Origin of the sequence: Bartonella sp. AA1HLJMS, from assembly GCF_042197445.1 — a bacterium.
Taxonomy (GTDB): domain Bacteria; phylum Pseudomonadota; class Alphaproteobacteria; order Rhizobiales; family Rhizobiaceae; genus Bartonella.
In genome coordinates, this window is record NZ_JBHIRW010000006.1 from 53639 (window position 1) to 66629 (window position 12991).

8 protein-coding genes and 1 pseudogene are annotated in these 12991 nt (G+C 37.7%); 4 read left to right on the forward strand and 5 right to left on the reverse strand.

What is annotated here, in order from left to right:
* Positions 1–1367: 1367 nt before the first annotated feature.
* Positions 1368–2270, reverse strand: a complete 903-nt coding sequence (locus ACFIQE_RS03280; RefSeq protein WP_375629668.1) for a polyprenyl synthetase family protein — start codon at positions 2268–2270, stop codon at positions 1368–1370.
* 425 nt (positions 2271–2695) lie between these two features.
* Between ACFIQE_RS03280 and rpmF the strand changes: the two genes are divergently transcribed.
* Positions 2696–2875 carry a 50S ribosomal protein L32 gene (gene rpmF, locus ACFIQE_RS03285; protein WP_005774555.1) on the forward strand — a complete coding sequence of 60 codons (180 nt, stop codon included), beginning with the start codon at positions 2696–2698 and terminating at the stop codon, positions 2873–2875.
* Positions 2876–4263: 1388 nt separating this feature from the next.
* Positions 4264–5063: pseudogene (locus tag ACFIQE_RS03290) on the forward strand (tyrosine-type recombinase/integrase); the annotation flags it as partial.
* Between the two features lie 907 nt (positions 5064–5970).
* Here ACFIQE_RS03290 and ACFIQE_RS03295 read toward each other — a convergent pair.
* From ACFIQE_RS03295 to ACFIQE_RS03305, 3 genes are all read right to left on the reverse strand, one after another.
* Positions 5971–6555 (reverse strand): CarD family transcriptional regulator, encoded by a 585-nt coding sequence (locus tag ACFIQE_RS03295; protein WP_273790499.1) that lies wholly within the window; start codon positions 6553–6555, stop codon positions 5971–5973.
* 303 nt (positions 6556–6858) lie between these two features.
* Positions 6859–7200: a ferredoxin FdxA gene (gene fdxA / locus ACFIQE_RS03300; protein WP_015856977.1), complete on the reverse strand. Its 342-nt coding sequence runs from the start codon at positions 7198–7200 to the stop codon at positions 6859–6861.
* A 21-nt stretch (positions 7201–7221) separates the two neighbouring features.
* Positions 7222–8802, reverse strand: a complete 1581-nt coding sequence (locus ACFIQE_RS03305) for a hypothetical protein (RefSeq protein ID WP_375707265.1) — start codon at positions 8800–8802, stop codon at positions 7222–7224.
* A 576-nt stretch (positions 8803–9378) separates the two neighbouring features.
* Here ACFIQE_RS03305 and ACFIQE_RS03310 point away from each other — a divergent pair.
* Positions 9379–10290, forward strand: coding sequence for an RNA polymerase factor sigma-32 (locus ACFIQE_RS03310; RefSeq protein WP_375629677.1), 912 nt, complete (start codon positions 9379–9381; stop codon positions 10288–10290).
* 325 nt (positions 10291–10615) lie between these two features.
* On the opposite strand, the gene ACFIQE_RS03315 is transcribed toward ACFIQE_RS03310, so the two are convergent.
* On the reverse strand, positions 10616–12178 hold the full coding sequence (locus ACFIQE_RS03315; protein WP_375640613.1) for a M48 family metalloprotease: 1563 nt from the start codon (positions 12176–12178) through the stop codon (positions 10616–10618).
* Between the two features lie 147 nt (positions 12179–12325).
* Here ACFIQE_RS03315 and ACFIQE_RS03320 point away from each other — a divergent pair, with 147 nt between their 5' ends.
* Entirely contained in the window at positions 12326–12961 is a 636-nt protein-coding gene (locus tag ACFIQE_RS03320; protein WP_375629683.1) for a thiamine diphosphokinase, read from the forward strand.
* Positions 12962–12991: the final 30 nt, after the last annotated feature.

Here is a 12991-nt window from a genome sequence, read left to right on the forward strand (position 1 = left end):
TTATCAATTCTCTTTTTATGTGATAATTGAATAAACGAGATAAAGAGCGTGATGAATTAAAGTTGTACAGTGATCATGATTATTATTCAATTGAAGTTATTACACACTTTTGTAAATAAAAATGTTTCTGCTTTTGAAGGAGCATGCCGACACAATTATTCACTTTGCTAGCCCCTAATGTTGCGGACAGCCCTTGGCTTTTAAGACGGTTCATAAGAGGCATTTTTTTAGTCTTTTCTTTGATGTTTTGCCCTACGCGGCTCTCTCTGTTTTTGAGGTGCAAGCAAGTGATTTTTATTGATTCAATATACACAGATTTGAAATGAAAGAATCTTACGGTATTCAGGGTTCTTATTCAAGTTGAACAACCGCGAATTATCATTATAAATCAATGTATTATATATTTCTTGCTAAGAAAAGAGAGATCGGTAATAATATTTTTTTGGTCTTTCGTTCTATTGAAATTAATGGCTTTATTTATCCTGTTATGCCGTAACATACTGTCATTTGAGGGGGTGGTGAAGGTATCTTGTTTGATACATTAAGTATTTTAAGAAGTACATGGTGAATATTCTTAAGTCTTGCTTATCGCGTCTTTAGTTTAAGTGAATCGCATGCGTGGAAAGCGAGAGAAACCTACTCGGTAGGAAACTAGACTGTTTACAGAGTAGATTGGATTAAAAGACTTTGTTCTTTGAGGGTGGCATAAAAATCAAAATAGCCATTATGTTCATTTTTTTCTGATATTTTAAATACGAGCTTCAAAAAAATAATGCTTAAACTAAACAATGAGCATTTTTGTAAAAGTGTTTTTAGAGAGCAAGCAATACACGACTGAATTTACAGAATGTAACCATATTTGATCTTCTACAACAAGATAGCGTGGAAAGGCATAAAAATTACGACTCTCTACTGAGGGCATTTACTTAGGGCATTGTACTTCTTTTATTGTTTTTTGCGGGTTTATAAAATGCCTGGTTTTATACTTATTCTGTTTATTTTTGCCTTATCGTTAGAAGATTAAAGACATAAAGGAGAAAACGAGTTTTCCTCTTTCCGGTTGTTTTTTATTCGGCTTTAAAGCATCCACTGTAATATCTTTTAAAACATGGTGATTACGCATTGTTTTACATTTTGTTTCTTTTAGTCTTTAATGAAAGGCATTTTTCATGCAAAATAGGATACCTAGAATGCATTTGTGTTATAAATTTACGCGGCTTGTTTTAATGAAATTCCTCTTAAGATTTGTCGCACCCATTTCATGATAAGGACTATAATGGAGATTAATGGTAATGTTTCTTGGAAAAGTCTATTATGCATTCAATAAATATGACGGTGTACACTATGTACAATAGGGTGGATGAAGTTTAATTTTGGCGTATTGCACTAAAGTGTGCTGCTTGTTGGAGGGGGAGTGCTTTAGCGCCAAAAGGATGTAAGAATGCTTCTGCTTTACTGATGAGTGTATCTCGCTTTTTTTGGGTTTCTTTAATGCCGTAAAGATGAACAAAAGTGGCTTTTTGTGCCGTTTCATCTTTCCCAGCCGTTTTTCCTAGGGTTTGCGTGTTGGCGGTGACATCAAGAAGGTCATCGGTTAATTGAAAGGCTAAACCAAGATAGGTCCCAAAATCAGTAAGTTTTTCAGTTAATTCTTTAGATGCATTGCCAATGATGGCACCTGCTTGGCAAGCAAAGCTTATCAGGGCTGCTGTTTTCATGTGTTGTAGAGTGATGATGTCAGTACTTTCTTGCGGTCTTTTTTCAGCTTCAAGGTCCAGCATTTGTCCACCTAACATACCGCCAAGTCCTGCCGATTGTGCAAGAGATGTGATCAGCTTGATTCTAATATCTGTAGATAGATTACTAGCTTTATGGGCAATGATTTCAAAGGCAAATGTTAAGAGGGCATTGCCTGCTAGAATTGCTGTTGCTTCATCAAATGCTATATGGACGGTGGGTTTTCCACGCCGGAGTGTATCGTTATCCATAGCGGGAAGATCATCATGAATGAGCGAATAACAATGGACACATTCTAAGGCACATGCAACATCAAGAGAATGTTCTACAGGGACGTCAAAAAGTGTAGCACTTTGAATTACAAGAAAAGGACGCAAGCGTTTTCCACCGTTCAGCACACCATAGCGCATGGCTTTGATTAAATTTTTAGGGCGTGAAATTTCACCATTTTGGATTTGATCACTTAACAGGGTATCAAGCCGCTTTTCAACGGTATGTCCATGTTTTGCAAGAAGGGTGGTAAATTCGTGCATTCTTGCTTCCTTTGTTTTTACAAAAATGAAATTATGAAGTTTAAAGAGAAAGGTTGTCGCTTTTTCTTGTTTTCATAAATTGGCGTCGTTTTTTATTAAAAATCAACTTCTCTTTTTATCCGTATCTCTACTGTATGCGCAAATCCCTTTTTAAACCAAATAAAAATTGAATGAAGGGCTTATAAAAAAGCTTTCATTGGTGTATAAAATTCTCAAATTTTGCAGTGTTTTTGATATTCATTTGATTATTGTGACACCATTTTTGATAATAAGAAGGTCATTTTTAGTAAGAGGAGGATCATTTTGACATTGCCTCTTCTTTTTTATCAGTGTATAATATCTTCAAATTTTATGGTGTTTTTAAATGAAGCATTGTCATTTTTGACATTGCTTTTTCTGTTTTAATGGATTTGGAGTGTCTTTTTATGGCTGTACCTAAACGAAAAACCTCTCCAGCGAAGAGGGGCATGCGCCGTTCGGCTGATGCTCTGAAGGCGCCGACTTATATCGAAGATAAAAATTCTGGTGAATTACGTCGTCCTCATCACATTGATTTGAAAACGGGAATGTATCGTGGGCGTTCCGTTTTAGTAGTTAAAGACTGAGCGTTTTCTTTCTTTTCCAGAGGTCAACTTTTTTATTTCATCGATCAATGCACGCTTGGGGCGTGCATTTTCGCTTTAAGATGAATGTTGAGGCTCCCTTGCGTCGTCTTCTATCGATGTGGAATAGGGAATGTATCGTGGATGTTCCGTTTTAGAGGTTATAAAACTTTAGCGTTTTCTTTCTTTTCCAGTGGTGAACTTCTTTTATTTCATTAGTGAATGCATTGGGTAAGATGCGTTTTTCACTTTTTCTTGAGAACATGTGTGGGATAAAGTTTTGCTGTAGAGAAATGATTCTATTGTGGGAGATGATTTTCTTGTTTTCTTGAGAGGCTATAAGGGATTGCTTGTATCAGTGTCTTTTATGATGACTTCGTTAAGAGCTTGGGTATTGATATAAGTTAGCTCAGTAATAAAATCATTTTGTATCGCACTTAATCTTTATTGACTGTAGAGAGAATCCTATTAGACCGTAAAATATCGTCGTTTAAGGCGGTTGATCCATGTAAGGCTTTAAGCATACCGGTGTTTTTTATGAGAATATTTAAGGCAATGGTTTGTCTATAGGCTTATATTGTGACATGTGATTCTCCTTAAAAAAATAGAGATCGACATCACATTGATTTATAAAGATCATTTGTTGTTTTGCGCCTTGAATGGAAGGTCTATCGTAGGATTTTCTCATTTCAAATTTTCCCCCATGTTGAATCAATGACAATCACTTGCTTTTCGGTCACAAGTGGGGCTGGCATGTGGGTGAAAACTCTATAAAAAAGGAAAAATGTTTATAATGAATATTTTCAAATGTAAGAATTGTTGTAACATTGGGGTTAAGTGTATGCTGATGCCAGCGTGCTTTCTTATGAGCAGAAAAGAGAAAACCGTTACAAGACAGAAGGTGTACACATTCAATAACCTTTAGTGCTTTTTATGATAAAGGTATATGAGACTTTTTTATGAATATCACGCTGTATTTTCATGTTTTTGAACTAAGAATTGTCTATATATTTTTCTTATTTTTGTGAATATAAGGGATTTGTTGCGAACAGCTTGTAAAAATAAGTAAACTTAAAACCAGATATGTTATGTGTGGGGGTGAGCAAAGTATTTTATCAAAGCCGGTACGATTCTCCAGTTCATAGCTGGTTTATGAATGATTTTATAGTGTTGCTTACCTAAGTTTATGATTTTTTTGTTATCTGTTCATCACTAGACAACATATTGATTTATATATATAATTCATTGTTTTTCATATTGAATTAGAACCCCGAATAACGTAAGATTCACTTATTTCAAATCTCTCTATCTAGAATCAATCAAAACCACTCGTTTGCACGTCACAAGTGGGATGAGTGTGTGGATAAAATTTGTATAAGAAAGGACTAGAAATGGTTCTTATGAAGAGTCTTAAGAGCCAAGGGTTGTCGCAACATTGGGGGCTAGCAAATATAATGATGGTGCCGGCTTGCTTCTTCATAAACGTAAAGATGGTGGTGCTCAATGGCTTTATCGTTATACCATTCACGGTCGGCGCCGTGAAATGGGCTTGGGCGCCTTAAGACATGTCTCTTTAAAAAAAGCCCGTGAATTGGCAAACCAATGGCGTGCTGTTTTACATGAGGGTCGTGACCCCATTAAAGAACGCGATAAACAAAAGCGTGAGGCAATGCGTAATCTTCATTATTTAAAAAACATTGCTTTAGATGCTTTTGAAAGCCGTAAAGCTGAATTAAAAAGAGATGGTAAAGCTTGTGATTGGTTTTTACCATTACGCCTTCATATTCTCCCTAAATTGGGCTGTCTGCCCGTTTCAGAGATTACACAAATAGAGATACGCAATACGCTTTCTCCCATTTGGCATGCAAAAGCTGGAACAGCTCAGACAGCACTGAAGCGTCTTAATCGTTGTCTTAAGCATGCGGTTGCATTAGGGTTTGGATGTTGATTTACAAGCAAAAAAAAGCACGCGCGCTCTTAAGGTAAGCAACGTCATAAAACTATTAATAGACTAGCCATGGATTGGAAAGATGTTCCTGCCTTTTATCAGTTACTCTGTAAAACACAAAACATAACACGACTGGCTTTGCGTTTGCTTATCCTGACAGGCGTTCATACTAATCCTTTGCGTCATATTCGTGAAGATCAGATTGAAGATGATATCTGGACAATTCCTGCTGAGAATATCCAATCTTTAGCGGTTTGTTTGAAACAGAGATTGAGACTTTTAAGAGTTCTATGAATCATTCTAGATTTTATGTGTCCGATTGGAGTAAGAATATTGCGTATATCTCGTAATCTCTGAAATGAGAAACCTCATTTGGGAAAAATATGAAATTGAAAGGGGCAATGCTAACGTTCATTTTTATTGTTATTTTTTAAGTTAATTTTACAGCTTTCAAAAGTATTTGGAATGCCTTTTACAGAATGGAGATGATGGTTTTAGTTCATGCTTTTTTTATCGCGTTTTTTAATGGGGGGAATGCTTCTCATGCAAAATAGAGTGCCCAAGACAAAATATGCTTATGTTGTACTGTCACGCTTTTTTTAAAAGGAATATTTTTCAATATTTGTGGCATCCATTTTATGACGGTGTTTTTGAATGTTCCAATGGTTTTGTAGAAGGGGGTCAATGGTAAAGTTTCGGTGTAGTGTATAAACGGCACTATGATCTTTACGCTTAATAAAAAAGCAAGCCCCGCCCTTACACATCTTGCCAGATTCCAATGTTGGTATATCCTTTGGTGTTTGAGACAGTGTCTCGCTCTTTTTGTACAGTTTTTACCCACAGATCAACTCCACTTGTGATTGACAAGCAAGTGATTTGATTGCTTCAACATGAGAGAAATTTGAAATGAGAAATCTTACCATATTCAAGATTCTAATTTAATAATGAATAATGCTAGATTATGATGATTAATCAGTTTGTTATCTATGAAGAAAGAAAATGAGGAAGAGGAATTTGTCGAAAAGTTAGATTGTTTATAGATTGGCGCTGGTTAAGAAACTTTGTCCTTAAGGGCAGAGAGGATGTTAAAAAATAAAACCAGCTTTTCGCTGGTTTTATCGAAATATCATCATTATGATGAAAGAGTGTATTATGCAGCGTAGACAGCTTTACTGTTTTCATCTGTTTCTTCTCTCTCAGTTTTAAACTCGCGTTCCGGCTTGTTGGAGAGATGCATCTCTATGAGATTGATAGCTTCTGTTTCAGAAAGACTATTAATAACCGCAATTTCGCGGGCCATTCTTTCAAGAGCAGCTGTATAAAGTTGGCGCTCAGAGTAAGATTGTTCAGGTTGTAGATTAGAGCGGAAAAGATCACGGACCACTTCAGCGATACAAATAAGATCTCCTGAGTTGATTTTAGCATCATATTCTTGTGCACGACGTGACCACATGGTCCGTTTAACGCGTGCTTTTCCGCGTAAAACTTTTAAGGCACGTTCGACAGAATCACTAGCAGATAATTTACGCATTCCAACGGAAAGGGCTTTTGCAATGGGGACTTTGACATCCATCTTATCTTTCGCGAAATGAATGACAAAAAGTTTTAATTTATGTCCTGCAACTTCTTGATCTTCAATCGCTATAATTTGTCCTACTCCATGCGTAGGGTAGACGATATATTCAGAGGTTGCAAATTCTTTGGTCTTGGAAGACGTTCCATGTTGGGATGCCATATTTTAGTTTACTCCCTTATGATCAACAAATGTATCGGAAAACAGGTTATAAACCTGAGGGTTGAGTTTTCTTTAACCAAGTATATTGTACCAATTAAGTGAGCATAAAAGCCGAGTACTTTTAAATCAAAAAAAAATACACCGCTTTACTATAACAAGCAAAGAAAAATACTTAGAAAGATGATCATGTTAAAATAACACTAACATCAAAATTTAAAAGAATCAATCATTTCGCTTAAGGATTTTTTATTTTTACAAGAGAAGTCTTTCAATCGTTGAAGGAGGAGAGTGTACACTTTATCATTACTCTTCGCCACTTCCTGGATTTTCTGAAAAATACTTTTCTAATTTATTTGGAACACCATCCATTTCTTTTGCTTGAGGAAGAGGATCTTTTTTGGTGGTTAGATTAGGCCATTTGTTTGCATAATGAAGATTGAGTTCTAACCACTTTTCTAATCCTGGTTCTGTATCAGGTAAAATCGCTTCTGCTGGGCACTCTGGCACGCAAACACCACAATCGATGCATTCATCGGGGTGAATAACAAGCATATTTTCCCCTTCATAAAAACAATCAACTGGGCAGACTTCAACGCAATCCGTATATTTGCAGTGAATGCAGTTGTCGGTTACTACGTGGGTCAAGATCAAACTCCATTTGTTACTTTAATTCTCTTTAGAGGAAAGTGTGTGCGTGTTTTTATGATTGGTGAGTTGATCGCGTAGTACAGCTAGTTTCGCAAAAGGTGAATCAGGATTAAGGCGCTTTTCTTTTTGAAAGGGCTTATGATTTGCATGTTTTCCTTGGGATTTGTGGAACTTATGAGAGCGTTTTGCTTGTGATGGTGCTTCTTGAGGGGAATTTTCATTTTTGTATTCCGCTTTTTTTACAGCGTTCTTCGATTTATTTTGCCACTTATTTCCTAATTTATCACGTTTTTTTTGTGCATGGTGGGGAAATTGATGCTTATAATGCCATAACAAAATAACTTTATCTTCTTCTGTAGAGCGCGGGGATTTGGCAAAATTCCCAACAGGTTCAGCTGCTGGTAAACGATTGGTTTTATGGAGATGTTTTTCAATACCAGAGGATGAAATGTTTGGGTATGAGATATTTTTTTCTTCTCGTGTTGTTTCTAAATCGCTTACTGTTTGCCATTGACTTCCAACGCATTCTGCTGCAGGAACATCTTGCTTTGCCCTATTGACAGGGGAAGAGGCTTGGTGTGCAAAGAGATTTTGTTCAAAAACAGTATTGCTTATGCTGTACGATTGATAACCAAGTCCTTTGAGGATTTCTTCCATATCGTTTCCATTGGCCCCAAGAATGGACATCATGGCTGGTGTAACAAAAAAACTTTTGCCATCATAGGCTCCATCGGGTCTGGGATCACTTCCTTGTTTCCAATGAAGTGCGGGACGGATGAGATTGGCAAGACGTTCTAAAATATCAATCCGTACAGCACGTTGTCCTAAGATTCGGTAGCCGGCTAATTGATAAAATTGGCGGTTATAGTTAGGGTCAACAATTAAAGAGGTTCGACCAGCAGATAATGCTGAAAAAACTTCACCCAAACCAGTTTGATCTTGTCCCGCATTTTGAAGATTCCACAGGAGAGTAATGGCTTGAACCGGAGCAGGTTTAAGCATTCCGGCAACATAGATATGAAAAGCGCCAAAACGCACGCCTAGACGCCGAAGAACGGCACGTGATTCTTGCGCAAGGTTTTTGACAATGTCTAAGACTTCGCGGCGTGGTAAAATCCCTAAAGAGTTAAAAAGTTGTAAAGCAAGACTGTTTGTTGAATCCGTTAAATTATCAGCATTGCGCAAATCAAACAGGGGTTTTAAAGTCGTTTCAAAATGAAAGGTGACAAAGCGTTCTAATCGTTTCACAACGTTATTGCGGGATTCTCCCGTGAGTTGTTCATCTGCTAAAACAATCAGTTTTGGTTTGAAAAAATCTTCTGTTGCTACAAGTTGTCCTACGGGTTGACCAATCCAGCGCACAATTCCATCAGAACTGAGGGTAAAATCTCCATTTGCAGAAGCACAAAAACGTGTCGCGCGTTTGGAAAAAGCAAGAATCAAACTCTCATTCTCTGTTGAAATTTGCTTCTCAGCTATTTGATCGGTACTGTTTTTGTTGGCATAAAAACGAAAACCTTCAAATTTACCCCTTCCGTGTTTTTCAATGAGAATATCATCTTGAAGAATCTCATTCTGTTGAACAATCTTGCTATCCATGATCATTTTCTTTCTCAGTGTGACACTGGTCAAAAGCTTTTTGCGACAATTTCATAATGGTGCTCTTTCTTTAACACGTTTGTTGCGTTTGCTTCAATCACTCTTGTCATTTTTTGCTGTTTCTTTGCGCCTTTAAAACTTGAATGATTCTTTTTTCATTCAGTTTTCATTCAGTTTGGATGCTTTATATTTGCAAATTACACTTATTAGTTGTATTGTAAAGCTAAAAGCATAAATAAATTCTTCAATTTAAAAGGAAACGGAACCGGTTATCAAAAAACGGCATTTCTTTTGCATGATCACTTTATTTTTTTGCTGTTTTGTCATGAAAAGTGAAGAGAAAGTTTTTTCAAATATTTCATAGGCTAAAAGGCATATTGTAAAGGCATTTTGCAGGTGAAATTGTGTCTTATGACAAGAAGTTTTACCATGACAGTAAAAAAAACAATTGCGATTATAAAATTACACGTTAAAGTAGTGGTCACAGAAGTTAACAACTTTTGCGTTCTTTTTAAGCGAAGAACAATGATGTCGTTGCCAAATCAATTTTGATAATTTTAATCGCAAGGGGTTATTATGGGTAATCTTTCAAATGCTGTTTATAAAAGCAGCAAAAATTATAGCGATGCAGACAAAAGCTTAGGACGTAATATGATGCGTTCTGCTATGCAAGCACCTTATCTTGAACGACAAAAAGAGCATGATTTGGCTCTGCGGTGGAAAGACAAACGTGATGATGATGCCATGCATCAAATTGCAGCGGCTCATATGCGTTTAGTGATTGCTATTGCTAATCGCTTTAAACGTTTCAAAATGCCATTGGGGGATTTGGTACAAGAAGGGTATGTGGGACTATTGGAAGCAGCTGCACGTTTTGAACCTGATCGGGAAGTGCGTTTTTCAACATATGCAACGTGGTGGATACGCGCTTCTATTCAAGATTATATTTTGCGAAATTGGTCAATCGTTCGAGGGGGAACGAGTTCTTCGCAAAAAGCACTTTTCTTTAATCTTCGGCGTTTGCGTGCAAAACTGATACAAGATGATAGTGCTTTGTCAAAACAGGATATTTTTCGCACAATCGCTGAAAAACTCGGTGTTTCCGTGCGCGATGTTGAAACGATGGATTTTCGTTTTTCCAGTTCTGATAATTCCTTGAGTGTTTCTGTTTCTGAGAACAGTGATAATCCCATTGCTAAGATGGATATTTTGGTGGATGATAGTCCTCTTCCTGATGCTTTAATTGAGCAAGTCATTGATGGTCAACGGCGTACACAATGGCTTTACGATGCGTTGCAAATTCTCAACGAACGGGAGTTGGAAATTATTCGCTTTCGTCGCTTAAATGAAGAGGGGGCGACTCTTGAAGTTTTGGGTGAAAAGTTAGGAATCTCGAAAGAGCGCGTGCGTCAAATTGAAGCTAGGGCTTTGCAAAAATTGCGTTCTGCTCTCCTTACGGTTCATTCAGAAGATGCTTACGATATATAAGCAGTGAAAGGCTTTGGGGGGGGGAGGAAAGAGAATGTATTAAGTGGGGGCATATGAGAATATGATAAAGTCAGTTTTAGGGGGTGTTCATATTTGTTTAGGAATATGCCTCCTTGGGGGCGCTACTGATAAACAGAGGAAGATAGGGGGCACAGTTAGTTGGAGGAAATATGTATCACACGGAGGCCTATAAAGGCATGATGAAGTTGGATTTTAAAGTGTTCCTCTTTATTTTCGAATATGCTTTAAGGCGGAGGGCGTGATACAGACAGAAAAGAATCAAAACTGTAAAAGAATCAAAACTGTAACGGATGAGAAGAAAGGCTTATTCTGTAATAATTTTCACTTTTGTACCTGCAGGTAAAGTTTGCGCTGGTGAGAGGGCGTTGAGGATGCGAAAGAGTTTTTCTTTATAGGGTGTGTATTGCATTTTATCTGCAAGATTGGCAACGGTTTCTCCTTGTTTAACACGGACAACACGGATTTTTAAGGGCTGCAATTTTTTTAACTGTGAAGATGAAAGAGAATGAAAGCTTTGTAGCGTTTTTTGGGCAACCTCTGCAAAATTTCGAGAATTATGTGGAGCGGCCGTCAAAAAACGAAAGATGTGGTTGTTGAATGGAATGACAACCACATCAAATTGCCATTGATCATTGGTAGCATGGGCCCGCGCTCCAAGTAAACTTTGGCTTTGAAAACCTTGACTTGTAAGTCCTTGAATTGTGATGGGGCGGATAGATGATTGGTCTAGACCGATAATCCAGCCGCTTTTCAAATAATCACTCGCAGATATTTCAGCAGGATGTGGGATGGCGTCAAAACGAATCGCAATTTTATCTGGTCCACTGGCCCAAACAGTGTGTGCTGAATGTTCTATTGTAAAATTGTTTGGAACAGAAAAAGCTATGCGCAATTGTGGGTGAATAAATTGGTTGCCTCGTACAAAACCTGTATAAAAGCCTCCTCCAAAAATTATGCCATCAATGCTTTTGAGAAAAGAATCATGATCGGATATTTTACTATTCCCTTTACTGATTTTACGCGCTTTTTCTATCGCAAGCCGAATGCGTTGAGGGGTAGTTGGGTGGGAGGCTAAAAAATCTAGAGAGGCATTTTGGGTGCCAGAAATATTACGAAAAGCACTATAGGCTTCCATTGTTTGAAGAAAGCGCGGTGAAGCAAAAGGATCATATCCTGATTGTTGGAGCATTTCGAGCGCAAGGGAATCAGCTTCCAGCTCTTGATTGCGGGAAAATTGCGCGAGTTGTTGCTTGTTTTGCATAGGGTTATGAAGTTTTTTGCCAATAGAAGAAAGAAGACGTGAAGACATGTGATTGGTCATCTTTAATTGGGCTTCTTTTTGCAGGCGTAAAATGCCATGATTGGCTCTGATATGTGCTATCTCATGGGCTAAAATGGCTGCAACTTCTGAAGAATCATTGGCTAATGCCAGCATACCACGAGTGATGTAGATCGAGCCGTTGGGGAGCGCAAAAGCGTTGATAGTTTCTGAGTTTAAAATTGTTACAGAATAGCTTTGATGAGAACTATGGGATGCAACTGCCAGTTTACGGACAATCTTTGCTAAAAGGTGTTCAAGTTTTGCATCATGATAAGCGCCACCATACATTTGCAAAATACGTGGGTGTTGCAGAGCGCTTAATGTGACATAGATATTGTGGTTGTTGGTACGTTTGATCGTTTTAGAAGAAGTGGAAGAAAGCCTATCATTTTGAGAAAGTGGTGTATGACAAGCCGAAAGGAGAAACGTTAGACTTATGAGAGTGGCTTTATACAGGCAAGAGCGAAAAAGAAAATTGCGGTGAAAAATGGGGTGCGTTGGACCATGGTGCACATTATTTCTGCGGAGTAATTTGGCAAATTGCATGTGTATCTTTGTATCGTATGTTTCTTTAAGAAAGGCATTAAGAATAAGGATTCGTTTGGCTATATCACGCTTTTTGTTTATAAAAAATGACTCTCACTTATAAAAAGATGCACTGTAAAGAAAATTTTGTGAAAGGCAAAGTATGGCATGACAACATTTACGATATTATTAAATGGGGATGTTCATATCACTGATCGTTTGCTTAATCAAATTCAAAACAGTCGGGTAATTGCTGCTGATGGTGGTATGCGTCATGCGGCAGCGCTTAATGTGACGCCTGAGTTGTGGTTAGGGGACTTTGATTCATCAGATGAGAACTTAATCCGTCAATATAGTCATGTTCCGCGTGAAGTTTTTCCCTCTGATAAAGATATGACAGATAGTGCTCTGGCATGTGAAAGAGCGCTGCAAAATGGCGCTAAAAAGCTTATTTTGTGCGGTGCTTTGGGAGGGGAGCGAAGTGATCATAGCCTTTCTCATATGACGCAAGCGTTGATGATGGCTGAAAGGGGTATTTCAGTGTTGTTGACAAGCGGTTCGGAAGAAGGTTGGCCGGTTTTGTCAAAACCTTGTTCGTATGATTTGCCTAAGGGATGTTTGTTTAGTATTATCGGCTTTTCTGATTTAAAGAGCTTAACTCTTAAAGGGGTAAAATGGCCAATTTGTGACAAAAATGTGTCATTTGGCTCTTCTTTAACACTTTCTAACCGTATTTGTGGAACCTTTTCTTGCCATTTAGGTTCTGGAAAAGCTATATTGTTAGCGTCTGTATCTATTCCATAAAGCTCTTCCAATATATTCTGAATAAGGCAG

What these genes read in the sequence shown, in the direction of transcription:
- ACFIQE_RS03280 (WP_375629668.1), bottom strand. Translation starts at nt 2,270, where the DNA reads ATGCACGAATTTACCACCCTTCTTGCAAAACATGGACATACCGTTGAA.
- rpmF (WP_005774555.1), top strand. Translation starts at nt 2,696, where the DNA reads ATGGCTGTACCTAAACGAAAAACCTCTCCAGCGAAGAGGGGCATGCGC.
- ACFIQE_RS03295 (WP_273790499.1), bottom strand. Translation starts at nt 6,555, where the DNA reads ATGGCATCCCAACATGGAACGTCTTCCAAGACCAAAGAATTTGCAACC.
- ACFIQE_RS03305 (WP_375707265.1), bottom strand. Translation starts at nt 8,802, where the DNA reads ATGGATAGCAAGATTGTTCAACAGAATGAGATTCTTCAAGATGATATT.
- ACFIQE_RS03310 (WP_375629677.1), top strand. Translation starts at nt 9,379, where the DNA reads ATGGGTAATCTTTCAAATGCTGTTTATAAAAGCAGCAAAAATTATAGC.
- ACFIQE_RS03315 (WP_375640613.1), bottom strand. Translation starts at nt 12,178, where the DNA reads ATGCAATTTGCCAAATTACTCCGCAGAAATAATGTGCACCATGGTCCA.
- ACFIQE_RS03320 (WP_375629683.1), top strand. Translation starts at nt 12,326, where the DNA reads ATGACAACATTTACGATATTATTAAATGGGGATGTTCATATCACTGAT.